The sequence below is a fragment of the Mycobacterium sp. SVM_VP21 genome (assembly GCA_024758765.1).
Lineage (GTDB): Bacteria > Actinomycetota > Actinomycetes > Mycobacteriales > Mycobacteriaceae > Mycobacterium > Mycobacterium heraklionense_C.
Window position 1 is genome coordinate 1228439 of record CP101406.1, and the last position, 26135, is coordinate 1254573.

The 26135-nt window shown below is 77.5% G+C and carries 3 protein-coding genes and 10 pseudogenes; 9 read left to right on the forward strand and 4 right to left on the reverse strand.

Features of this window, described 5'->3' with window-relative positions:
• Positions 1–41 precede the first annotated feature (41 nt).
• Positions 42–263 (reverse strand): hypothetical protein, encoded by a 222-nt coding sequence (locus NM962_06000; GenBank protein ID UVO13654.1) that lies wholly within the window; start codon positions 261–263, stop codon positions 42–44.
• A 662-nt stretch (positions 264–925) separates the two neighbouring features.
• Between NM962_06000 and NM962_06005 the strand changes: the two are divergent.
• From NM962_06005 to NM962_06020, 4 pseudogenes are all read left to right on the forward strand, one after another.
• Positions 926–7084: pseudogene (locus tag NM962_06005) on the forward strand (PE family protein).
• A 1938-nt stretch (positions 7085–9022) separates the two neighbouring features.
• Positions 9023–9277, forward strand: a pseudogene (locus NM962_06010) (hypothetical protein).
• Positions 9278–9607: 330 nt separating this feature from the next.
• Positions 9608–9847, forward strand: a pseudogene (locus tag NM962_06015) (hypothetical protein).
• Positions 9848–10297: 450 nt separating this feature from the next.
• Positions 10298–10483, forward strand: a pseudogene (locus NM962_06020) (hypothetical protein).
• A 1536-nt stretch (positions 10484–12019) separates the two neighbouring features.
• Here the strand turns inward: NM962_06020 and NM962_06025 are convergent.
• A pseudogene (locus NM962_06025) lies at positions 12020–12121 on the reverse strand (calcium-binding protein).
• 451 nt (positions 12122–12572) lie between these two features.
• Here NM962_06025 and NM962_06030 point away from each other — a divergent pair.
• Positions 12573–15869 (forward strand): annotated as a pseudogene (locus NM962_06030) (hypothetical protein).
• A gap of 528 nt (positions 15870–16397) precedes the next feature.
• Here the strand turns inward: NM962_06030 and NM962_06035 are convergent.
• Positions 16398–16613, reverse strand: coding sequence for a hypothetical protein (locus NM962_06035; GenBank protein ID UVO13655.1), 216 nt, complete (start codon positions 16611–16613; stop codon positions 16398–16400).
• Positions 16614–16695: 82 nt separating this feature from the next.
• Here NM962_06035 and NM962_06040 point away from each other — a divergent pair, with 82 nt between their 5' ends.
• Positions 16696–20562, forward strand: a complete 3867-nt coding sequence (locus NM962_06040) for a PE family protein (GenBank protein ID UVO13656.1) — start codon at positions 16696–16698, stop codon at positions 20560–20562.
• A gap of 440 nt (positions 20563–21002) precedes the next feature.
• A pseudogene (locus NM962_06045) lies at positions 21003–21392 on the forward strand (hypothetical protein).
• 95 nt (positions 21393–21487) lie between these two features.
• On the opposite strand, the pseudogene NM962_06050 reads toward NM962_06045, so the two are convergent.
• Positions 21488–21628 (reverse strand): annotated as a pseudogene (locus tag NM962_06050) (DUF3494 domain-containing protein).
• Positions 21629–22133: 505 nt separating this feature from the next.
• Here NM962_06050 and NM962_06055 point away from each other — a divergent pair.
• Positions 22134–22319 (forward strand): annotated as a pseudogene (locus NM962_06055) (hypothetical protein).
• 1818 nt (positions 22320–24137) lie between these two features.
• Positions 24138–24518 (forward strand): annotated as a pseudogene (locus tag NM962_06060) (PE family protein).
• Positions 24519–26135 lie beyond the last annotated feature (1617 nt).

Consider the following 26135-nt stretch of genomic DNA (forward strand, 5'->3'; position numbering starts at 1 on the left):
GCACCCATCCGTTGATCGTAGACACCCGGTCAGACCGGCGGTCACTGCTCGGGAATTTTGTGCAGCTCAGCGTCCAGTTTGCGGTGCGCAATCTCCAACACGCTGTCCAGTCCTTCCGGCTCGATCTGCAGGTACTGGCAGATCACCTCGTCGGCCACACCGGCGTCACGCAGCCGCAGCGCCAGGGAGTGCGCGTCGGGCAGCTGCCGTAGAGCGGCCTCGTATCGGTGCCCGGTGTTCCCCACATCATGGAAAGCGGTCACGCCTGCCCTCGCTTCGCCTGGTCCCCCGATTCGGTCGACACCCACTCTGCGCTTTCCCGCGAGGCGCGGTGTGGGGGTCGACTACCTGATTCCGGACTGCTGACCACCGCCGACTACCCGCCATCCGGCCCGGACTACGCAGACCGTCCGCATCGTGGGCGGTGGTTGTGCCGGTGTGAGTAGTGGGTGCCGGGGTGGGTCCGAAGACAGGTAGTGCGCTACACGCCGAAATCAAGATGCAGGCCGGACAATATCTACTCACCGCCGGCTCATCGGTGGATCGAGGCTTAATCTCACCGGCTAACCGGGAAACTGGATGCCCGCTGGGGTTTTCCTGAATGTCAATTCTTTCTTCAAAACGAAATAATCTCGCTAGCTTAATGCCCGATATTCGTCGTCGGTTAACCCAAAATACTTCGCTAAAGCACTCTGAGCAGCTGTGATGATCACATTTTCCAGGTAGGGCGCGGGCATCTACATGCTTGGCGGATGCCACAACAGGAAGTTTTTTATTTTGATTGCCTGCTGGTTATGTAAGGAGTAGCTTCACATATCAACCGAGGTTGTCACTTAAATTTTGGGTCGCATCTTTCACGTTCGAGTTGGGTCGTTGAGTTCGGGGTCACGGGTTCACCCTCGGGTTTATCGCTTGAGAGGGCAAAATGGCTCGTCAGCGCGGAATTTCAGGCAACATTGCATCGGGTGGGAAGGCTCGTCGCCGGCGGGTGGTCGGTGCGGCCTCGGCGGTGGGGGCGTTTTTGGCGTTCGACCTGATGCCGCTGACCACCGCTGCCCCGGCCCGCGCCGATGAGTTGGGCTGGCTGGTTGATCTGTTCGATTCGGACCTAGGCGCCGCATCGAGCACCACACCCGCCGACGCGCTGCCCGGCCTGGCGCCGCTGGAGACCTGGTTCGACCAGTCGATCTACTTGCCGCTGCACGCCGATATCGAAGCCTGGATCGGCAGCTCCCTGGGCCAGCTGGTGGACGGCACGATCAACACCCTGGCCGGTCAGTATCTGATCGGCAACGGTGTGGCCGGCTCGGCGGCCAATGTTGATGGCGGTAGTGCCGGGTTGTTGTTCGGTGATGGCGGCTCAGGGTATGGCTCCTCCGGTGACGGTGGGGACGCCGGATTGTTGTTCGGCAACGGCGGCAACGCCGGCACCGCGGCCGAAACCGGCGGATCGGGTGCCCCGATCGACGGCGCCGCGGGCACCGGCGGCAATTCGGCGTTCCTGTTCGGCGACGGCGGGGCGGGCACCGCCGGCGGGGATGGCCAGTTCGGCGGCGACGGCGGGGCCGGCGGGGCCGGCGGCAACGGTGGGTTCTTGTTCGGCGCCGGCGGCGCCGGTGGTGATGGCGGCAACGGCGGGGCCGGCACCGCCAGCCATCTCGATGGTGGGGCCGGCGGGGCCGGCGGGGCCGGCACCGCCAGCCATCTCGATGGTGGGGCCGGCGGGGCCGGCGGGGCCGGCGGCAACGGCGGGTTGTTCAGTGCCGGCGGGGCCGGCGGCCAAGGTGGTCAGGGCGGGGCCGGCTACGTTGGCAGTGCGACCGGTGCCGCTGGTCAAGACGGTGTCGCCGGCGGTGCTGGTGGTATCGGTGGGGCCGGCGGCAACGGCGGGGTCGGTGGGTTGTTTGCCAGCGGAGGCGACGGTGGGCTCGGTGGTATCGGTGGGGCCGGCGGCAACGGCGGCAACGGCGGCACCGGGCTCAATGCCACCACAGCGGGCAGCGCCGGCGGCAACGGCGGCAACGGCGGCGACGCCGGAGCGGGTGGGACCGGCGGGGTCGGTGGCAACGCCGGGGCGGCTGGTTGGTTCGGCCACGCCGGCACCGCCGGCAGCGGCGGGGCTGGTGGCCTGGGCGGTAATGCCGGCACTCCCGGTGATGGCGGTACCGGCGGGGATGGCGACGCCACCAGCCTCAACGGCGGTGATGGTGGCACCGGCGGGGATCCGGGCACCGCTGGTGCCGGCGGCAATGGTGGAGCGGCCGGCTCCGGCACGGGTGGCCAAGCCGGCACCAACGGCGCGGCTGGAACCGGGGTAAGCGGCATCGTCGGCGACGGCGGCAACGGCGGCGCCGGGTTTAGCCCCACCACCGCCGGAACCACCGGGGGCGCCGGCGGCAACGGCGGGGCCGGCGGCGCACTGGGTAACGGCGGCAACGGCGGGGCCGGCGGCAATGGGGTGGCCTCAGCCACCGGTGTCGGCGGCAAGGGTGGCGCCGGTGGTAACGGCGGTGCCGGCGGCACCACCGCCGGCAACGGTGGTGACGGTGGCAAAGGCGGTAACGGTGGGGCCGGCGGCTCGGGCGCCCAGGGCACCGACGGTGCGGCCGGGGTGGCCGGGGTCAACGACGGCGCCGGCGGCAACGGGGGCGCCGGCGGCGGCAACGGCTACAACGGCGGCGCCGGCGGCCAAGGCGGCAACGCCGGCACCGCCGCCCACGGCACCGCCGGACAAAACGGCGACGGCGGCAACGGCGGGGCCGGTGGCAACGCCGGCGCACCCGGCAACGGCGGCGCCGGCGCCCAGGGCGTCTGGGGCTACGCCGGCTCCGGTGGCCAAAACGGCGCCGGCGGCAACGGCGGCAACGCCGGCACCGGCACCCCCGGCACCACCGCCGGCACCGGCGGCCAAGGCGGCGCGCACGGCACCGGCGGCAACGGCGGGACTACGGGCAGCACCGGCAGCAACGGCACCCTGCCCACCAGCAGCAGCATCCACGGCGGCAACGGCGGCAACGGCGCGGCGGCCACCGCGGCCAACCCCGACGGCGGGGCCGGCGGCAACGGCGGCAACGGCGGCACCATCGGCAACGGTGGTGCCGGCGGGACCGGCGGCAACGGCGCGGCCGGCGTGACCGGCAACGATGGCACCGGCACCAACGCCGGGGCGGGCGGCGCCGGCGGCAACGGCGGCAAAGGTGGTATCGACGCCGGCAATGGTGGTGCCGGCGGGCAGGGCGGCACCGGCGGCAACGGTGGTGTCGGCGCCGTCGGGACTGCAGGGGCGGCCGGGGTACAGGGCACCAACGACGGTGCCGGTGGGGATGGCACCAATGGTGGTGGCGGCGGACAGGGCGGTGAAGGCGGCGCCGGTGGTGATGGCGGCGTGGCCCAGACTGCCGGCGGCACCAACGGCGCCAACGGCGACGGCGGGGCCGGTGGCAACGGCGGAGACGGGGGCGCCGGCGGCAACGGCGGCGCCGGGGCGGCCGGAACCGCCGCTGACCCCAATGGCGGGGCCGGCGGCAACGGCGGCAACACCGGACTGGGCGGCAACGCCGGACTGGGCGGCAAAGCCGGCACCGGCGGCACCGGCGGGGCCGACGGCGTAGGAGGCACCAACGGCTCCACCCCGGCGGGGGTGTACGGCAGTGGCGGCCAGGGCGGGGCCGGCTACAGCCCCACCAGCTTCGCCGCCAACGGCGGCAACGGCGGGGCCGGCGGCCAGGGCGGCAACGGCGGGTCGATCGGAAACGGCGGCAGCGGCGGGGCCGGCGGAGCCGGTCTGACAGGCGCCAACAGTGCCGGCGGCAACGGCGGCCAAGGTGGCGCGGGCGGGACCGGCGGGGCCGTGTCGGGCAACGGCGGCAACGGTGGGGCCGGCGGAGCCGGTGGCGCCGGCAGCTCCGGGACCGTGGGGGCCGACGGTGCGGCCGGGGTGGCCGGGGTCAACGACGGCGCCGGCGGCAACGGGGGCACCGGCGGCGGCAACGGCTACAACGGCGGCGCCGGTGGCCAAGGCGGCAACGGTGGCACCGCCGCGCACGGCAGCACCGGACAAAGCGGCAGCGGCGGGGATGGCGGAGCCGGCGGCAACGCCGGCGCACCCGGCAACGGCGGCGCCGGCGCCCAGGGCGTCTGGGGCTACGCCGGCTCCGGTGGCCAAAACGGCGCCGGCGGCGATGGCGGCAACGCCGGCACCGGCACCGGCGGCACCGTCGCCGGCACCGGCGGCAGCGGCGGTGCGGCCGGCACCATCGGCAGCGGCGGCAACGCCGGCAGCAAGGGCAGCGACGGCACCCTGCCTGGCGGCGCCACCGTGCACGGCGGCAACGGCGGCAACGGCGCCGACGCCACCGGCAGCTACACCAACGCCGGCAACGGCGGAAACGGCGGGGGCGGCGGCACCATCGGCACCGGCGGCAACGGCGGCCAAGGCGGCGCGGGGCTGGCCGGGGTGAACGCTGCCGGCGGCAACGGTGGGCAAGGCGGCAGCGGCGGCACCGGCGGCACCAGCTCCGGCAACGGCGGCAATGGCGGCGCCGGTGGCGCCGGCGGGTCCGGCAGCTCCGGGACCGTGGGGGCCGACGGTGCGGCCGGGGTGGCTGGGGTCAACGACGGCGCCGGCGGCAACGGGGGCACCGGCGGCGGCAACGGCTACAACGGCGGCGCCGGTGGCCAAGGCGGCAACGGTGGCACCGCCGCGCACGGCAGCACCGGACAAAGCGGCAGCGGCGGGGATGGCGGAGCCGGCGGCAACGCCGGCGCACCCGGCAACGGCGGCGCCGGCGCCCAGGGCGTCTGGGGCGACGCCGGCTCCGGTGGCCAAAACGGCGCCGGCGGCGATGGCGGCAACGCCGGCACCGGCACCGGCGGCACCGTCGCCGGCACCGGCGGCAGCGGCGGTGCGGCCGGCACCATCGGCAGCGGCGGCAACGCCGGCAGCAAGGGCAGCGACGGCACCCTGCCTGGCGGCGCCACCGTGCACGGCGGCAACGGCGGCAACGGCGCCGACGCCACCGGCAGCTACACCAACGCCGGCAACGGCGGAAACGGCGGGGGCGGCGGCACCATCGGCACCGGCGGCAACGGCGGCCAAGGCGGTAACGGGTTAGTCGGTTACAACGGCCTGGACTCCACCACCGCGGGTGTCGCCGGCGGCTGGGGCACCGCCGGTGGTTACGGCGGCAACGGCGGCGCCGGCGGCGCCGGCGGCACCAGCTCCGGCAACGGCGGCGCCGGCGGCCAGGGCGGCACCGGCGGGGCGGGCGGCAACGGCGGCAACGGCGTCGTCGGCGCCTATGCCACCGATCCCGGTGTCACCGGCGGCACCGGCAGCAACGGCGGCAACGGCGGTCAGGGTGGGGCCGGCGGCCAGGGTGGGCTCGGTGGTGCGGCCCTGGCGGCCGGTGCCAAAGCGGGTGCCGACGGTGCCGGCGGCACCGGCGGTCAGGGTGGCAACGCCGGCGCTGGCGGCAACGGCGGCAACGGCGGCAACGGCGGTGACGGCTCCTCCAACGGCGGTAACGGCGGCAACGGCGGCCACGCCGGGCTGGCCGGAGCGGGCGGTGTCGGTGGCAGTGGCGCTGCCAGCGGCGCCGACGGCGCCAACGCCGCCAACGGCAACGGCGGACAGGGCGGCACCGGTTACGGCACCGGCGACGGCGGCAACGGCGGCACCGGCGGCAGCGCGATCGCCATCAATGGCACCGGCGGCAACGGCGGGCAGGGTGGGGCCGGCGGGGTCAACGGCAACGGCGGCGCCGGCGGGGTCGGCGGCAACGGCGGCGCCGGCGCGTTCGGGGTGAACGGCGCCAACCCCGGTGACTCCGGCACCGATGGCGGGGCCGGCGGCCTCGGCGGCAACGGCGGTGTCGGCGGTGCCGGCGGGGCGGACTCCGGTAATGGCGGCACCGGCGGCCTCGGCGGTCAGGGTGGCAACGGCGGCAACGGCGGCGACGGTGTCACGGGTGCGACCGGCGTCAGCGGGGTCAACAACGGTGCCGGACAAGCCGGTGGCAGCGGCGGCAACGGCGGCCAGGGCGGCAACGGCGGCACCGGCGGCCTCGGCGGCAGCGCCGCGAACGGCACCGCCGGCAACCAGGGTGTCGGCGGCACCGCGGGCAGCGGCGGGGCCGGCGGCTACGCCGGCCTGGGCGGCAACGGCGCCTCCGGCGTGAGCGGGGTCGCCGGCTCCGGCGGCAGCCTCGGCGCCGGCGGCAACGGCGGCACCGGCGGCAACTTCGGGACCGGCGGGGCAGCCGGCACCCCCGGCACCGGCTCTTCTCCCGGCGGGGGCGGCTACACCGGCTACACCCCCAGCCGGTTCGTCGGCAACGGCGGGCAGGGCGGCGTCGGCGCCACCGGGGTGATCACGGTCAACAACGGCCAGGGCGGCAACGGCGGCACCGGCGGGGCGGCCGGCAACGGCGGCACCGGCGGGGCGGGCGGGTTCGGCGGGGCCGGTGCGTCCGCCGTGGCCGGCAACAACGGCGGCAATGCCGGCAACGGCGGCAACGGCGGCGCCGGCGGGGCCGGCGGGACGACCGGCACCGGCGGCCTCGGCGGCAACGGCGGGCACGGCGGCTTCGGGCTGACCGGAATCAGCGGTGTGACCGGCAGCGGCGGCAACGGCACCACCGGCGGTGTCGGTGGCACCGGCGGTCTCGGCGGCAACGGCGGTGCCGGCGGCGCAGCCGGAACCCAGTCCGGCGATGCCGGTCAGGGCGGCACCGGCGGCTACGGCGGCACCGGCGGTGTCGGTGGCACCGGCGGCTACGGCCAAACCGGCACCGCCGCCGACCCGAACGGCGGCACCGGCGGCACCGGCGGGGCCGGCGGCCAAGGCGGCACCGGCGGCCAAGGCGGCGCCGGCGGCGCCGTGGCGGGCAGCAACACCACCGGCACCGCCGGTGACGGCGGCACCGGCGGCGACGCCGGTCATCCCGGCATGGGCGGGGCCGGCGGCAACGGCGGCTACGGTGTGGCGACCACCACCACGGCCAGCGGCGGGGCAGGCGGCAACGGCGGCAACGGCGGCAACGGCGGGACCGCCGGGACGGCCGGCTCCGGCGGTGCGGCCGGCGGAACCGGCGCCAATGCCGGCGCCGACGGCGGTATCGGCTACGGCAACTACGGCGGCGGCGGCTTGGGCGGCCGCGGTGGTGATTCCACTGGCTACTACACCTCGGGCTCCTCGGTCCACGACGGCCTGACTGGCGGCGCCGGTGGCGCCGGCGGCAATGCCACCGCCGGCTTCGGCGGGGCCGGCGGCTACGGCGGCGGCGGTAACGGCGGCAACAGCGCCGCGACGGGCGGCAACGGCGGGTCCGGCGGCGTCGGCGGCACCGGCGGCAACGGCGGGACCGGCAGCATGGCGCACCTCAAGGGCGGCTTCGGCGGCAACGGCGGCGAGGGCGGCACCGGCGGCACCGCGCTGACCTCTGGCACTGGCGGGGCCGGCGGCCAGGGCGGCCTCGGCGGCAACGGCGGCAGCGGCCAGGACAACTCCACCTCGACCGTCACCACCGGGGCCGGCCTCGACGGCGGCACCGGCGGCTCCGGCGGCTCCGGCGGCAACGGCGGCAGCGGCGGCATGGCCGACGGGTCGGGCACCGGCGGCAACGGCGGCAACGGCGGCCAAGCAGGGGTGGCCGGCAACGGCGGCGGCGGCGGGGCCACCACGGCCGTCGACCAGAGCGGCGGATCCGGCGGGTCCGGCGGCTCCGGCGGCGGCGGCGGCTTCGGCGGCACCGGCGGCAACTCCGCTTCCGGCAGCGGCGGGCAAGGCGGCACCGGCGCCACCGGCGGCACCAGCGGAAACGGCGGAAACGGCGGCACCAGCGGCCCCGGCGGCGTCGGCGGTACAGGCGGGGCATCGGGCGGCTTCGTCAGCGGCGGCGGGCCGGGTGGTAACGGTGGTGCCGGCGGCGAAGCGCTGGGTGCCACGGGCAACGGCGGCAACGGCGGCGCCGGCGGCGCCGGCGGCACTGCCGGAACGAACGGCAACGGCGGGGCCGGCGGGGCGGCCACCGCCAGCACAGTGGGCGGCGCCGGCGGCAACGGCGGCTACCTGTCAGGAGTCGGCTCCGGTACGGGCGGCAACGGCGGTGCCGGCGGCAGCGCCGCAGGTTCGGGCCACGGCGGTACCGGCGGTGCAGCCGGCAACGCGGGCACCGCCGTCAGCGGCGGCCAGGGTGGTGCCGGTGGCGCAGCCTCGGCCAGCCAGTCGGCCGGCAGCGGCGGCCACGGCGGTGCCGGCGGATCGGGCGCCAACGGCGGCGACGGCGGCCAAGGCGGCAGCTCCGCAACCGGCACCAGCGGGGCCGGCGGGTCGGCCGGCACCGCCGCCAGCGGCGGCAACGGCGGCACCGGCGGCATGGGCGGCGCTGCCGACGGCAGCCAGGCCGCCGGCAACGGTGGCTACGGCGGGCAGGGCGGCCAAGGCGGCAGCGGCGGCTACACCGGCTTCAGCAGCGCCGGGGCCGGCGGGGCGGGTATCGCCGGGGCAGCCGGCGGTGTCGGCGGCAACGGCGGCGCCGGTGGTGCCGGCAGCGCGACGCAGGCGAGCGGCAGCGGCGGCGACGGCGGCGGCGGCGGACAGGGCGGCACCGGCGGGACCGGCCGCTTCGGCGGCATTGGGGTCAGCGGAACCAACGGCGGCGCCGGACCCGCCGGCGGCAACGCCGGCAACGGCGGCACCGGCGGCACCGGCGGCCACGGCGGCAACGCCGGCGCGAACAACGGCGGCGGCGCCGGCACCAACGGTAACGGCGGCGACGGCGGCGGCGGCGGCACCGGCGGCACCGGTGGTTTCGGCGGCACCGGCGCCAACGGGGTGAGCGGAACCAACAGCGGGACCGGCGGTACCGGCGGTACCGGCGGGAACGCCGGCAATGCCGGCAGCGGCGGCACCGGCGGGGCGGCCGGCAGCGGCGGTAGCGGCGGAACCGCGGGGACGACCGGCGACACCGGTGCGGCCGGCACCGGCGGCACCGGCGGCTTCGGCGGCAGCGGCGCGAGCAGCGGCGTCAGCGGTACCGCTGGCGCCGGCGGCGCCGGCGGCCAGGGTGGCGCCGGCGGCGCCAACGGCACCGGCGGGGGCGGCGGCCAGGGCGGCCAGGGTGGCTACTCCACCGACAGCAGCACCGCCGGTGCAGGCGGCGCGGGCGGCACCGGCGGAGTCGGTGGCACCGGCGGCACCGGCGGGGGCGGCGGCGACGGCGGGAGCGGCGGCACCAGCAGCACCACCAGCACCGGTGGCACCGGCGGCAACGGCGGCACCGGCGGGGGCGGCGGGATCGGCGGCAACGGCGGATATGGCGGCAACGGCGGCAGCGGCGGCAGCAGCACCGGCGGGAACAGCGGCGCCGGCGGCAACGGCGGCACCGGCGGCAACGGCCAAACCACCGGTAACGGCGGCCAGGGTGGCGCCGGCGGTGCCGGCGCCACGAGCTTCGGTTACGGCAACCCGGGCGCCGGCGGCAACGGCGGCACCGGTGGCAACGGCGGCAGCACCGGCAACGGCGGCAACGGCGGCACCGGCGGCTACGGCGGCTTCGGCGCCCAGGGCGCGGCCGGGGTCGCCGGGGTCGACAACGGCGCCGGCGGAGTCGGCGGCACCGGTGCCGCGGGCGGCAACGGGGGCAGCGGCGGGCTGGGCGGGTCGACCTCCGGTGATGGCGGCGCCGGCGGTACCGGTGGCCGTGGCGGCGGCGCGGGTGCAGGCGGGGCCGGCGCCGCTGGAGGCGCCGGGGTGGCCGGGGTCGACAACGGCGCCGGCAATGGCGGCGGCAATGGCGGCGCCGGCGGCGCCGGCGGGGTCGGCGGCACCGGCGGGACCGGCGGCGGCGTGGCCAACGGCGGCACCGGTACCGCGGGAGCGAACGGCAACGGCGGCTACGGCGGCAGCGGCGGTTCCGGCGGTAACGCCGGCAACGGCGGTGCCGGCGCGGCGGGCACCGCCGCCGACCCCAACGGCGGCAACGGCGGAACCGGCGGCAACCCCGGAGCCGGCGGCACCGGGGGCAACGGTGGTGCGGCCGGCGGCACCGGAGGTAACACCGGCGGCCAGGGCGGGAAAGGTTCCACGGGTGCCTTCGGCGGCAACGGCGGCAACGGCGGCAACGGCTATACCGCCACCACCGCCGGTGTCGCGGGCGGCGCCGGCGGCAACGGCGGCAACGGCGGCGCCGTCGGCACCGGCGGCAACGGCGGCGCCGGCGGGAACGGCGCGGCCGGTGTCGACGGCACCAACGCCACCGCACCGGGCGGGGCCGGCACCAATGCCACCATCGCCGGCGGCGCCGGTGGCGCCGGTGGCGCCGGCGGGCTCGGCGGATCGATCTCCGGCAACGGCGGCAACGGCGGGCTCGGCGGCGACGGTGCGGTCGGCGGCAACGGCGGCAGCGGCGCCGACGGCGCCGCCGGGGTGGCCGGGGTGAACAACGGCTACGGCGGCAACGGCGGCAACGCCGGCAGCGGCAGCGACGGCGGGGCCGGCGGCAACGGCGGGGCCGGCGGCGGCGTGGCCGCGGGCGGATCCGGCAGCACCGGCGCCAACGGCTATGGCGGTGACGGCGGGGCCGGCGGCAACGCCGGCAATGCCGGCGACGGCGGCGTCGGCGCAGCCGGCACCGCGGCCGATCCCCTTGGCGGCGCCGGCGGCAACGGCGGCGCGGTCGGCAACGCCGGCTCAGGTGGTGCTGGCGGCACGGTCGGTGGCGGTGCCACCGGCCCCGCGCTCGGCAACGGCGCCAACGGCGCCGCTGGTGACTTGAGCGCCGGCGGCAACGGCGGCAACGGCGGCAACGGCCAGAACGCCACCGCGGACGGCGGCAACGGCGGCAACGGCGGCGACGGCGGCAACGCCACCGCGTCGGGCGCCCGGGCCGGCAACGGCGGCAACGGCGGCACCGGCTTGACCACCGGCGCCGGCGGCAACGGCGGCAACGGCGGGGACGCCGATGCGCCGAAATCCATTGCCGGCAACGGCGGCAACGGCGGCGCCGGCGGCGATTACGGCAACGGCGGCAACGGCGGCAAGGGCGGCACCGGCGCCGACGGGGCCGACGGCGCACCCCCACCGGCCAATGGCACCGTGGCCGCCAGCGGCGCCCCCGGCGCCGGCACCCACGGCCCCGGCGCCCCCAACGGCGGCAACGGTGCCAACGGCGTCACCGGCCAGGCCGGCGGCAGCGGCGGTGACGGCGGCTCTGTTTACCAAACCGCCATGCCCTCCAACCCAGGCAATGGCGGCACCGGTGGCGACGGCGGCGCCGGCGCGCGCGGCGGCAATGGCGGCGATTCCGGTATCGGCAAGGTGGTCTACAAGTACATCGGCCCATCCACCGCGGGGGCCGGCGGGGCGGGCGGGGCCGGCGCCGACGGTGGCGACGGCGGCAATGGCGTCGCCGGCGGCTTCGGCAACGCCTCCGGGGGCAGCGGCGGTGACGGCGGACCCGGCGGTCAGGGCGCTAACGGCTTCGCGGGCACCGCCGGCGGGGCCGGCGGGGCCGGCGGGGCCGGTGGGGCGTTGGGCGGCAACGGCGGCAAAGGCGGTGACGGCGGCGACGGCGGCAAAGGCGGTGACGGCTCCGACGGCGGGGACGGCGGCGACGGCGGCAACGGCGGCAAGGGGACCGGCTCGGGCTCCAACGGGACGATCGGTGACGGCGGCGCCGCCGGCCAAGGCGGCAAAGGCGGCGCGAGTGGTGTTGGCGGCAAGGCCGGTGCCGGCGGGGCGGCCCCGAGCGGCACCCCGGGCGCAAAGGGCACGGTCGGGACAGCCGGCGGCATCGGAAAAGCCGGCGACGACGGCACGCCCGGCAAGCCAGGCGTTTTAGTCGGCTTCTGAGCGATTCAGTCCGCTGACTGATGCGGCTTCAGCGGCCGGGCTGACCGGGTTTGCCGTTGCCGCCGGCCAGGCCGCCGGGTGTGCCGGCTGCGCCGCCGGTGCCCGCGGAACCGCCGCTGCCGGGGGTGCCGGGCGTCCCGTCGGAACCCTTGCCGGTGCCGGGGCCGGGGCCGCCGGCGCCGTGGTTGCCGCCGGTTCCGCCGCCGGGGTGGCCGGGGTGAACAACGGCTACGGCGGCAAAGGCGGGGATGGCGGGACCGGCGGCGGCGTGGCCACGGGCGGATCCGGCAGCACCGCCGCCGACGGCTATGGCGGTGACGGCGGGGCCGGCGCGGCCGGCCAAGGCGGCAAAGGCGGCGCGGGTGGTGCCGGCGGAAAGGCCGGTGCCGGCGGGGCGGCCCCGAGCGGCACCCCGGGCGCAAAGGGCACGGCCGGGACAGCCGGCAGCCTCGGAAAAGCCGGCGAAGACGGCGATCCGGGCAAGCCCGGCTGATCATGTGCTCGCCGAATGTGGGCTTGAGGCGCGATTCGCCTGAACCGTTATCCGCGCAGACCGTCCGCATCGTGGGCGGTGGTTGTGCCGGATGTGAGTAGTGGGTGCCGGGGTGGGTCCGAAGACAAGTAGTGCGCTACACGCCGCGGGCCTGTGAACCGGCCAAGACTTACTGATGCCGCGTTGATGTGGGGGTTGACGTCGGGCGTATCGGAGGAGGTCGTCATGTCGGGACAGCGCGGGAGTCGGCGACGTCACCGACCAAGCGGGCTTGGCCGGGCCCGGGTGCTGGGTGTCGGGACGTCGGTGGGCGCGTTTTTGACGTTCGGGCTGGCCCCGTGGGGCAGCACGCCGCCGGCGCGCGCCGACTTCGGGTTCGACGACCTGCTCGATTTGCTCGACCCCAGTTGGGCCGCCGGTGCCGTGGACCCCACCGTGCCCGACGCCGCCGCGGATTCGGGATCGTTTGATCTGAGCGCGCTCTACGACCAGTTCGTCTACCAGCCGATCCACACCGCCGAGCAGGACTGGATCACCAGCTCGTTCGGCGAACAAGTCGACACCTTCCTCAACACCGCCTGGCATGAGGTGGGCGGCACCGGCATCCTGATCGGCGACGGCGATCCGGGCACGCAGGCCGACCCCACCGGCGGTGCCGGCGGGTTGTGGTTCGGCGACGGCGGAGCGGGCTGGGACTCCACGCAGTCCGGGGTCGCCGGCGGTGACGGCGGGATCGCCTACTTCGGCAACGGCGGCGACGGTGGGACCGGCGACGACGGCGGCAACGGCGGGGCCGGCGGCGATACCGCATTCGGTGTCGCCGGGGACGGCGGCGCCGGCGGCGCCGGTCCCACCGGCGTTGACGGCGGTGACGGCGGGGCCGGCGGTGACGCGACCGGTTTCTTCTTCGGTGACGGCGGCGACGGCGGCAACGGCGGCACCGGCGCTGATGGTGGCGCGGGCGGGGCTGGCGGTAATGCCGGGGCGCTGGGTAACGGCGGGGCCGGCGGATCCGGCGGGTCGGGAGCGGCTGGTGTCAGCGGTGAAACCGCAAATGATGGCAACGGCATCGATGGCAACATCGGCGGTGCCGGTGGAGCCGGCGGCAACGGTGGACTAGGTGGCTCGATCTCGGGCAACGGCGGGGCCGGCGGCCAAGGCGGCAGCGGCGGCCAAGGCGGGGCCGGCGGCACCGGCGCAGACGGCGGAGCCGGGGTGGCAGGCAGCAACAACGGCGCCGGCGGCAACGGTGGTAATGGCGGGAACGGCGGGAACGGCGGCAACGGCGGTGCGGGCGGGTCCGGCGGCGGTGTGGCCCAGCGCGGGTCGGGTAGCGCGGGCGCCAGCGGCAACGGCGGGGCCGCCGGTGACGGTGGTGCGGCCGGAAGACCCGGCGACGGCGGTATCGGTGCGGCCGGCACCGCGGCCGATCCCAACGGCGGCGCTGGCGGTGACGGCGGGGACCCGGGAACATTCGGCGCCGGTGGCTACGGCGGCGCGGCCGGCGGTGCGGACGCCACCGCTGGCAGTAACGGCGGCTCCGGGGCCGCGATCACCGCGGTGGTCGGCAACGGCGGTAACGGCGGGGCCGGCTACAGCTTCACCGATGCCACCACCGCGGGCGCTGACGGCGGTGACGGCGGGGCCGGCGGCAACGGCGGCCTGTACGGCAACGGCGGCAACGGCGGGGCCGGTGCCGCGGGCGCCAACGGCGCCGGAGGTGCCAACGCCACCACCGCGGGAGGTGATGGCGGCACCGGGCTGGCCGGCGGCAACGGCGGGGCCGGTGGTGTAGGTGGTGACGGCGGCGCCGACGCCGGCAACGGTGGGGCCGGCGGAGCCGGCGGGGCCGGCGCCGACGGCGGCGCAGGCGGTAACGGCGCCACCGGCGCCGACGGCGCCACCCCAGGCGCCGATGGCCAAAACGGCGGCGACGGCGCCAATGGCGGGGCCGGCGGTGCAGGTGGTGACGGCGGGGCCGGCGGGACCGCGTTGTCCTCGTCGGGCAGCAATGGCACCCAGGGCGCAGGCGGCAACGGCGGCAACGGCGGTAACGGCGGCACCCCCGGTGACGGCGGCAACGGCGCCACCGGCGCGGCCGGAATCAACGACGGTGACGGTGGCGGCGGCGGCAACGGGGGTGACCCCGGTGACGGCGGCGCGCGCGGGGCCGGCGGCACCGGCTCCACCCCGGGTGCCACCGGCGCGGCCGGTAGCACCCCCGACAGCGGCGGTGATGGCGGCAACGGCGGCAACGGCGGCAACGCCACCACCGCGGGCGCTGACGGCGGTGACGGCGGGGCCGGCGGCAACGGCGGCCTGTACGGCAACGGCGGCAACGGCGGGGCCGGTGCCGCGGGCGCCAACGGCGCCGGAGGTGCCAACGCCACCACCGCGGGAGGTGATGGCGGCACCGGGCTGGCCGGCGGCAACGGCGGTGTCGGTGGTGTGGGTGGTGACGGCGGCGCCGACGCCGGCAACGGTGGGGCCGGCGGAGCCGGCGGGGCCGGCGCCGATGGTGGCGTAGGCGGTAACGGCGCCACCGGCGCCGACGGCGCCACCCCAGGCGCCGATGGCCAAAACGGCGGCGACGGCGCCAATGGCGGGGCCGGCGGTGCAGGTGGTGACGGCGGGGCCGGCGGGACCGCGTTGTCCTCGTCGGGCAGCAATGGCACCCAGGGCGCCGGCGGCAACGGCGGCAACGGCGGTAACGGCGGCACCCCCGGTGACGGCGGCAACGGCGCTGGCGGTGCCACCGGCGCAAGGGGGTTCAACGGCAATGCCGGCGGCAACGGCGGCAACGGCGGCAACGGGGGTGACCCCGGTGACGGCGGCGCGCGCGGGGCCGGCGGCACCGGCTCCACCCCGGGTGCCACCGGCGCGGCCGGTAGCACCCCCGACAGCGGCGGCAACGGCGGCAAGGGCGGCAGCGGCGGCTTGGGCGGCAACGCCGGCGGCCGCGGCGGAAACGGCGGCAACGGCGGCACATACGGCAGCGGCGGGGCTGGCGGCAACGGCGGCAATAGCATTGGCAATGGCGGCGGCGGCGGTGGTGGCGCCGGCGGTAACGGGGTCGTCGGCGGCAACGGCGGTAACGGCGGCGCCGGCAACCGCGGCAGCTACTACGGCGGCGCCGGCGGCAACGGTGGCGGCCCTGGCGTCAGCGGCAGCGGCGGCGCCGGCGGTGGCGGTGGCACTCGCGGCGGCGTCGGCGGTGCCGGCCTCGGCGGCGGTGGCGGCGGTGCCGGCCTCGGCGGCTACGCCGACGGCGGAGGCAACGGGACCAGTACCAGCGGCGGCAACGGCGGCGGCAACGACAACTACGCCGGCAACGGGGGCGCCGGCGGTACTGGGAGCACTGGCGGCGCCGGCGGCGGTGGCGGCGCCTACGACGGTGGGGGCGGTGGCGGCGGCGGCGGTGGCGGCGGCCCCGACGGCGGCGCGGGCGGCAACGGTGGCTACGGCCAGTACGGCGGCGGCGCGGGCGGCGGTGGCGGAGTCGGCGGCGCGGGCGGCGGTGGTGGCGTCGGCGGCGTCGCCACCGGCTACTTCGGTGGCGGTGGCGGCGGTGGCGGCGGTGGCGGCCTCAGCCTCGGGGTGCCGGGGCAGTCGGGATAAATCGCGCCCGCTGACCGGCCCGGTGTCGGGTCACGGCCACCGTGCCACGGCCTTCACCTTCACCAGGCACGGTGATGTCGTTCACCGAAACTGCTCAGCCCGGTGCGCACGCCGCCAGCGCCGCGCTCACCTCGTCGCCCACAGTTACGTCTCGGAAGTTTTGCCCAGTTCGGCTTGTAGTTTCTGTCGGTCCAGTTCAAAGACGCTGTCCAGGCCTTCGGACTCGATCTGCTGGTGCCGGTGTGAGTAGTGGGCGGGGCCGGCGGCGGCAACACCCACTACTCACACCGGCACCGGCGGAGCGGCCGGCACCCCCACCAACCCCGTCGTCCCCCCGGCACCCCCGGCGCCAACGGCCACCCCGGCAGCAACGGCAACAGCGGCGTCTAAGACGACAAGCACCTCGACCTGACCCGGAGCTCCTCCGCGCGATCAAACTCGGCCGTCGCCGGACGACGAGGCATTCGCCGGGCCACCCTGGCGGGCCACCAGCAACTGCGGGCGGCCCCGACTGCTGGCCTGATCGGCAACGCCGGCTTGACGCAGCGACTCGATTTGCCGCTGAGCGAGCAGGTAGTCGGTGCGTGGTGTGAGTAGTCGGCGCGACAGTGGGCGCAAGGACAGGTAGTGCACTACGGGGGTCGGCATGACGTGCTGAGGGAAAGCTGAGGAGCACTTGGGCTTTCTACGGGAGGGTGTCATGTCGGGTCAGCGACGTCGCGTCGGGCGTGTGGCAGTTGCGACCAGTGCGGTGGGAACATTCTTGGCGTTCGGGTTGTCTCCGCTTTCGGTGCCAGCGGCACGCGCCGACGGGTTCGACGAACTCCTGGACGACCTGGTCAGTTCGGCGATCGCCTGGTTTGGTTCGTCCGATCTGGCGGTAGCGGCCCCAGCCGAGGCGGACCCGTTGGCGGCGTTGGATGCCCTGGTGGCGACCACGATCAACCAGTTCATCTACAGCCCGCTTTATGACCTCGGTCAGAGCCTGGTCCAGTCTGGGGCGTTCGCGTCGCTGAACGAATTGTTCGCAACCGCGAACAGTTGCGGGATCGTCTGCAATGGCGTCGACGCCCATCTCGACACCGACACCGGTGATCTGGTCGGGGCCACCGGAGGAGGCTGGCTGTTCGGAGATGGCGGCGCCGGTCTTGACGGTTCGGCGGCGGGCGCGGCCGGGATGATAGGTAACGGTGGCGTCGGCGGTGACGGCGTGAGCAGCACCATCGCCGGCACCAGCATTGATGGGGGCGCCGGCGGTGACGGCGGCTGGCTACTGGGCAACGGCGGCGCCGGCGGTGCCGGCGGTGCCGGTGCCGCCGGTGATGGTGGCATCGGCGGCGCCGGTGGTGATGGTGGCGTCGGCGGCCGCGGCGGATTCTTATTCGGTGACGCCGGTGCCGGCGGTAATGGGGGTGCCGGTGGTGTCGGCGCCGACGGCATGGCGGGCACGCTCGGTTGGTCGGGGCTGTCAGATCCGGCGGCCACCGATGGGGCGGCAGGTGTCGCGGGCGGTCACGGTGGGACTGGACAGGTCGGTTTCAACGGCGGGGCCGGTGGGGCCGGCGGGGCGGGTGGTCAGGCCGGGTTGTTTGGGAACTCCGGGACCGGCGGTAACGGTGGTAACGGCGGAGCAGCCGGTGTCGGCGGCAACGGGGGCAACGGTGGAAGCGGTGGCAGCGGCAACGCCAACACCGATGGGCTTGGCGGCATCGGTGGCGCGGGTGGCGACGCCGGCAGTGGTGCCGCCGGTGGCGTGGGCGGTGCCGGAGGTGCCGGCGGTGCTGGAGGGGCGGGAGGCTTCCTGGGGGTACACACCGCCGGCGCGGCCGGCGACGGCGGTGATGGTGGTGCCGGCGGTGCGGCCGGTGTAGCCGGCGATGGTGGCGCCGGCGGTGCGGGTGGCACCGGCACCACCGGTGGTGGTCTCGGTGGTGCGGGCGGCGCCGGCGGTGATCTGGGCACGGCCGGCGCCGGCGGCATAGGCGGTGCGGGCGGGGTGTCATCGGGCGTCTTCGCCGGCAACGACGGCAAAGCCGGTGTGGACGGCGTCGACGGAGCCTTGCCGAGCGGCCCGGCCGGCAACGGCGGTGCAGGCGGCGCTGGCGGCACAGGTGCTTCGGGCGCTTCCGGTGGTGCCGGCGGTGGCGGTGGTCACGGCGGCGATCACGGCAACGGCGGAACCGGCGGACGCGGCGGCGCGGGTGGCGCCGGCGGGGTCGATGAAGACGGCAACGGCCTGACGGGCGGCGCCGGCGGCCAGGGCGGCGCCGGCGGTGCCGGAGGCTCGGTCAGCGGTAACGCCGGCGCAGGTGGCGACGGCGGCCAGGGTGGTGACGGCGGCAACGGTGCCCATGGCGCCGACGCCGCCGCCGACACAGGCGGCAACGGTGGTGACGGCGGCAATGCCGGAGCCGGCGGCGCGGGCGGCAACGGTGGGGCCGCGGGCGCCGCGGCGCACGGAGCGACTGGCCTCGGTGGTGACGCCGGCGACGGTGGCAACGCCGGTGCCGCCGGCACGGGTGGCAATGGTGCCGGCGGCGGTGCCACCGGCAAGGCCGGTGACGGCGGGGCCGGGGGTCACGGCGCCGACGGTGGGGCTGCCGGAACCGCCGGCAATGGCGGTTTGACCGGATCGGCCGGCTCCGACAGTGACGGCGGGGCTGGTGGCAACGGCGGCGACGGCCAGGTCGTCAACATCGCCGAGTTCGTCGTCGCCCAGGCCGGCGGGAACGGCGGCAGCGGCGGTGCCGCCGGATCGATCGGGACCGGCGGCGCCGGCGGCGTCGGAGGGCTCGGCGCCACCGGCAGCAACGGTCACGACGGCACGGTGCCGGGTCAGCCGGGTGCACGTGGCGTCACCGGCGGCGACGGCGGCAACGGCGGTAACGGTGGGGCCGGCGGTGCGGTCTCCGGTGACGGCGGTGCCGGCGGTGCCGCCGGTGATGGAGGCACCGGCGGCAACGGGGGCACCGGCGCCGGTGGGACGCTGTCCACCCCCAACGGCAGTACCGGCGGGAAAGGCGCTGATGGCGGCACCGGGGGCCTCGGCGGCCAGGGCGGCTCAGCCAACAACGGCAACGGCGGCGCCGGTGGCGCCGCGGGTAACGGCGGCAACGCCGGCAACGGCGGCAACGGCGGCAACGGCGGCAACGGCGGCACCACCGACACCGCCGGTGCCGGCGGCACCGGGGGTAACGGCGGCGACCGCGGTGCGGCAGGCGTTGCCGGGGACGGTGGCGTCAGTTCCGGTGGCGGAATCGACGGCAGCACCGGCGCAACCGGCCACGACGGCACCGCCGGTGGCCACGGCGGCACCGGCGGCAAGGGCGGCGACGGGCAGGTGGTCACCATCAACGGTGCCGCGGTCGTCCAGAACGGCGGCGACGGGGGCACCGGTGGTGACGGCGGCGTCGCGGGCCTCGGCGGCAACGGCGGCACGGGCGGTCGCGGCGCCGACGACGCCCCCACCACCGCGGGCGCTTCCGCCACCGGCGGCGACGGCGGCACGGGCGGCGACGGCGGCACGGGCGGGCTGCTGGCCGACGGCACCACTCGGGCCGCCCAGGGCGACGGCGGTGCTGGCGGTGCCGGCGGAAACGGCACCGGCAACTCCGGCGGGGCCGGCACCGGCGGCAACGGTGGTAACGGCGGCAACGGCCTGCACGGCGGCACCGGCGGCACCGGCGGCACCGGCACCAGCGACGGCTCAAACGTCCTCAGCACCGGCGGCACCGGCGGCAACGGCGGTCTGGGCAACGTCGGCGGCCGTGGCGGCGACGGTGGCGCCGGCGGCGCTGCCGCCGCCGGCGATGGTGTCGCCCTGGGCGGGGGCGGCGGAGGCGGAGGCGGAGGAAACGGCGGCGACGGCGGCGACGGCGGAACCGGCGGCCTCGCCACTGCCTCGGTGAACGGTGTCGCCGCATCTGGTGGTGGCGGTGGAGGCGGCGGCACCAGCACCACCGGCGCACCCGGATTCAGCTATCCGACCGGCAGCGGCCCCACCGACTTTCAGGGCGGCGGCGACGGTGGCGGCGGCAGGTTCGGTGGGGGCGGCGGCGGGGCCGGCTCTTACTACGGCGGCCCGGGGAACGGCGGCCGCGGCGCCACCGGCACCGTCGCCGGGACCGGCGGAGGCGGCGGTACCGGCGACAACGGCACGGTCGCGGGCGGTGGGGGCGGTGGCGGAGGCTACAGCGCAGCCGGCGCCGGCGACACCGGCGGCGGAGGTGGCTACTTCTACGGCTACGGCGGCGGTGACGGCGGGGGCGGCGACTTCGGCGGCGGCGGTGGAGGCGGCGGCGCCGCATTCGGTGGTGGCGGAGGCGGCGGTGGTGGCGCCAGCGCCAACAGCGGCGGCGGCGGTGGAGGCGGCGGTGCCGGCGGCACCGGCGGAGGCGGTGGTGGTGGCGGCGGTACGGGTGTCGGCGGCGGTGGCGCCGGCATATGGGGTGCTGCCGGTGCTGGTCATGGCGGCGGCGGAGACGGTCAATCCGGAGCGGACGGTGGCGCCGGCGGTGCCGGCAGCGGTGGTGCTGCCGGCGGATCCGGCGGCACCAGCGGTAACAGTCAGGGCCAGCCCGGTCAGCCCGGCGCATGAGTAGTCGTCACAGCAACAGCAGGAATTACAGGGAGGTTCCCATGTCTGGTCATCGTCGCGGTCGGGTGATGGGCGCCGGCACGGCCGTCGGGGCGTTCTTGGCCTTTGGGATGGCTCCGTTGGCGTCCGCGCCGACCGCCCGGGCCGACGAATTCGCCTGGATCGACGACCTGTTCGATCCCTCGGCGTGGCAGGCCCTGACGGTGGGCACCGCACCGGCCACCGGCGATCCCACTGACTGGGCCGCACTGTTCGACCAGTGGATCTACCAGCCGATCCACGACTCCCAGCAGGACTGGATCACCAGCACGTTCGGTACCCAGGTCGACGCGGCCATCAACCAGTACCTGGGGCCGTTGTTCGGCACCGACCTGCTGATCGGCAACGGTCTGGCCGGAACCCAGGCAGACCCCAACGGCGGCGCCGGCGGACTGTGGTTCGGTGACGGCGGCGCGGGTTGGGACAGCACCGTGGCCGGTGTGGCCGGCGGCAACGGCGGCGCGGCCTACTTCGGCGACGGCGGCGACGGCGGCCTGGGCGGCGCCGGGGCCGACGGCGGCATCGGCGGGGACACCTCGTTCGGCATCGCCGGTGACGGCGGGACCGGCGGCACCGGCGCCAACGGTGGGGCCGGCGGCGACGCCACCGGCTGGCTGTTCGGCAACGGCGGCACCGGCGGACTCGGCGGGACCGGGGCGGTCGGTGCGGCCGGTGCCGACGGTGTCGGCCCGGGCAGCAGCGGGACGGCCGGCCTTACCGGTGGCATCGGCGGTGTCGGTGGGGCCGGCGGCAACGCCGCCCGGCTGATCGGGACCGGCGGGGCCGGCGGGACAGGCGGGACCGGCGGGGCCGGCGGGGCGGGCGGCGGTGGCATCAGCGGCGCGGCGGCGACCCTCGCCGGCGGAACCGGCGGCAATGCCGGGAACGGCGGAGCCGGCGGGACCGGCGGCCACGGCGGGAACGGCGGCGCCGGCGGGATGAGCGGCGTATTCGGTACCTCCAGCTCCCAGGGCGCGGGCGGATCAGGCGGGACCGGTGGTGCCGGCGGCGCACCGGGCGACGGCGGTACCGGCGGGGCTGGGAATGCCGCGACTCCCGACGGCGGCACGGGCGGCAACGGCGGCGACGCCGGTCCCGGAGGTGCCGGCGGCACGGGCGGCGACGGCGCCACCAGCGGCGCCGACGGTCTGGCCGGGATCACACCGGTCGGCGTCGGGAATGGCGGCACCGGCGGCACCGGCTGGGATGCGACCACCGTGGGCGGGACCGGCGGCAACGGCGGGACCGGCGGCAACGGCGGGGATCACGGCGACGGAGGTGACGGCGGGGCCGGTGGGCGTGGCGGTACCGGCACAGTCGGCGACGACGGCGCCAGTCCGCAGTACGGCGCCGGCGGTGACGGCACCGCCGGCGGCACCGGAGGGACTGGCGGGGTCGGCGGTAACGGCGGTTTGGGCGGTTCCCTCTCCGGTGACGGCGGCACCGGAGGGGCCGGCGGCGTCGGCGGGACCGGCGGCGGCGGCGGAAACGGCGGCGACGGCACCACGACGAGCCCCTTCTATAACCACACCGGCGACGGCCTGACCGGCGGCAACGGCGCCGTCGGGGGCGACGGCGGCGCCGGCGGCGCGGGCGGGGCCGGGGGCGGCGTCGCGGCCGGAGGGTCCGGACACCACGGCGTCGGCGGGGCGGGCGGCAACGGCGGTGTTTCGGGCGCCGGCGGAAACGGCGGAAACGGCGGAAACGCCGTCTTCGGCACCAGTGTGTCTGCCGGCAACGGCGGGCAGGGTGGCAACGGCGGCGACGCCGGCAGCGGCGGGGCCGGCGGTGCGGGAGGCGGAACCGGCGACGACCGAGGCGCCGACGGCCAGACCGGCGCCATCGCGGCCGGCGGCGGCAACGGCGGCAACGGCGGCAACGGCGCCGCCGACCCGCACACGGACTCGGGCAACGGCGGAGCCGGTGGGGCCGGCGGCAACGGGGGCAATGTCGGAAACGGGGGCAACGGGGGCAACGGGGGCAACGCTGCCGGCGGCGGTCCCGGTGCGCCCGGCTTTGTGATCGGCGGTTGGGGCAACGGCGGCGCTGATGGCGGCAACGGCGGCGCCGGTGGCAACGGCGGCCTCGGTGGCTCGATCTCCGGCAACGGCGGAACCGGTGGCAACGGCGGAATCGGCGGAAAGGGCGGCGACGGCGGCGGCGGCAGCAACGGCAGCGACGGTTCCGCCGACTCGGCCGGCGGCAACGGCGGCAACGGCGGTCTCGGCGGCAGCGGCGCAGCGGGCGGCTCCGGTGGAAACGGCGGTGCCGGCGGAGCGGTTGCCGCAGGAGGATCCGGCAGCCACGGCATGGGTGGCAACGGCGGTGACGGCGGGGCCGCCGGTAGCGGCGGTACCGGCGGCGACGGCGGCAACGGCGTCACCACCAGCTCAGGCAGCGCCGGCAACGGCGGTGACGGCGGCGCCGGCGGCAACGCCGGGCTCGGCGGGACCGCAGGTGTCGGCGGGGGCACCGGCGCCTACCAGGGCGCCGACGGCCACACCGGCACCGCAGCGACCGGCGGCGGCAACGGCGGCAAGGGCGGTAACGGGGCCAACGCCACCCTCGCCAGCGGGGCCGGCGGCAACGGTGGCAGCGGCGGTGCCGGCGGCGACGGCGGCGACCACGGCAACGGCGGCAGCGGCGGCGGCGGCGGCGGCAAAGGCGCGGCCGGCGGCAGCACGGTGAACTTGCCCGACGGCTCCAACGGGCCCGACGGCGGCGCCGGCGGGCAGGGTGGAGCCGGCGGCAACGGCGGGGTCGGCGGGACGCTCTCGGGCGACGGCGGCGCCGGCGGCAACGGCGGTGCCGGCGGTAACGGCGGCGCTGGTACAACCGGAAAGGACGGCTGGACGACCTTCCAGGACGGCCTCAGCGGCGGCAACGGTGGCAGCGGCGGCGACGGCGGCGGCGGCGGCAAGGGCGGCAACGGCGGCTCGGCCACCCACGGCGTCAACGGTGACGGCGGCGACGGCGGAACCGGGGGCAACGCCGGAACCCCCGGCGACGGTGGCCGGGGACACGACGGCAGGGACGATTGGCACTCCGACCCGAACGGCGTGATTCGCTCCGGGAACGGCGGGAACGGCGGGAACGGCGGTGACCCCGGCAAGGCCGGTGTCGGCGGCGCCGGCGGAGCGGCCGGGGGTGACGGCGCCGGCACCGGAGCGGCCGGCGGCGACGGGACGACGGTCACCAGCGGCGGCAACGGCGGCGACGGCGGCAGAGGCGGCAACGCCGGCTATAGCGGCTACCCGAACGTCCTCGGTGGTACCGGCGGCAACGGCGGTAACGGCGGCGCGGTCGGCAACGGCGGCAACGGCGGCAACGGCGGCAGCGGCGCCAACTCGACCGGCATCAACCCGGGAAGAGTCTGGAGCGCCGGCCCCGGTGGTGGCGGCGGCAATGGCGGCTTGGGTGGCACCACCTCCGGCCGCGGGGGCAACGGTGGCAACGGCGGTGATGGCGGTTTCGGAGACAACGCCACCAACAACTACGGCAACCCCATAACCCCCACCACCGGTGGCGCCGGCGGCAGCGGCGGCAACGGCGGGTCGGCCCGCGGCTTCGGCGACGGCGGCAACGGCGGCAACGGCGGCAACGCCGGCCTGTCCGGCACCGGCGGTACTCTCGCCGCGAACGGCGTGGCCGGTGGCGCCGGCGGCGCCGGCGGAAACGGCGCAGCGGTCGGCAACGGTGGCAACGGTGGGGCCGGCGGGAACGGCGACGCCGGCGCTGCCGGCGGGAACGGCGGGACCGGCGGGACCGGCGGTACGAGCGGGGCCACTTCCGGAAACGGCGGCAACGGCGGCGACGGCGGCAACGGCGGAGACACCCTCTCCGACGCGGTCGGCGTCGGCGCGGTGGGCGCCGACGGCGGCGCCGGCGGTGCGGCGATCGGGGCCTCGGGTAACGGCGGCAATGGCGGCAACGGCGGGGCCGGCGGCGGGTCCAGTGTCGGACTGAGCGCAGTTCCCACCAACCCGGCGGCGACCGGCGGTCACGGCGGGGCCGGCGGCGATGCGGCGACCGCAGGCAACGGCGGCAACGGCGGGGCCGGCGGTCGCGGCGGAACCGGCGCCACCGGTGCCACCGGCGCGGCCGGCGGCGACGTCGGCAACGGCGCTATCGGCGGCACCGGCGGAATCGGCGGCAACGGCGGGACCGGCGGCCGTGGCGGCGCGATCTCAGGCAACGGGGGCACCGGCGGAACCGGAGGCGTCGGCGGCACCGGCGGCACGGGAGGCGTCGGCGGCGCCTACAACAGTCCCGGGGGCAGCGGAACCGCCGGCAAGGGCGGCGACGGCGGGGCCGGGGGCACCGGTGGCACCGGCGGGACCGGCGGGGCGTCCAGCCACGGCACCAACGGTGACGGCGGCAACGGCGGCGCCGGCGGTGACTCCGGCCAGGGCGGCGACGGCGGCACCGCGTCGTCCGTCAGAGACGACGGCAACGGCGGCAACGGCGGCGACGGCGGTGACCCGGGCCAGACCGTCGGCACGGGCGGTGCCGGCGGGGCGGCCGGGGCCGGCGGCAGCGGGGGCGACATCGGCCTGCGTGGCGGCGATGGGGCCGTGGCCACCACCGGCGGCAACGGTGGCAACGGCGCGGCCGGCCAGGACAATGTCGTTACCTTTATTGGCGGAATCGCGGGCGGCAACGGCGGCAACGGCGGCAACGGCGGGGCGGTCGGCAACGGCGGCGATGGCGGCAACGGCGGGCAAGGCGCCACCTCTCACGGTGACTTCCTGGGCGCCGGGACGGGCGGCCGCGGCGGCAACGGCGGCAACGGCGGCGCAATCTCCGGCAACGGCGGCACCGGTGGGGCCGGCGGTATCGGCGGCACCGGTGCCGCCAGCACCGACCTTCCCGGGGTTGGCACCGGTGGTACCGGCGGTACCGGCGGCAACGCCGGCGCTGCCGGCAACGGCGGGGCCGGTGGGACCGGCGGGGTCGGGGGAACCGGAGCCGCCGGCCCCGCCGCCGGCTGGGCCGGCTATGACGGCGGCCAGGGAGGCCTCGGTGGCACCGGTGGCCTGGGTGGCACCACGTCCGGTAACGGCGGCGCCGGCGGGGCGGCCGGCGACGGCGGTACCGGTGGCGCCGGGGCGGCCGGCGACGCCACCCGAATCGACGGCGGCAACGGCGGCAACGGCGGTACTCCCGGCGCCACCGGTACCGGCGGGCAGGCCCGGGCGGTGGACGGCGTCGGCGGCGCCGGCGGGGCTATCGGCACCGGCGGCACCGGCGGGGCCGGCGGCGACGGCTGGACCCCCAGCACCGACACCGATCCGCCTCCTGGCAACGGCGGCGACGGCGGCAACGGCGGGTCGGGAGGCACCGTCGGCAACGGCGGCGACGGCGGTGTCGGCGGACACGGCGGGTGGGACCTCTCGGCGGGCGCGCAACCCAACAGCCCTGGCGTCAACGGCGCAAACGGCGGCAACGGCGGTGCTGGCGGCGACGGCGGCTCGATCTCCGGCGACGGCGGCAACGGCGGCGACGGCGGCGAGGGGGCGTGGGGTTTCCGCGGC

What these genes read in the sequence shown, in the direction of transcription:
- NM962_06035 (UVO13655.1), bottom strand. Translation starts at nt 16,613, where the DNA reads ATGCCGACCCCCGTAGTGCACTACCTGTCCTTGCGCCCACTGTCGCGC.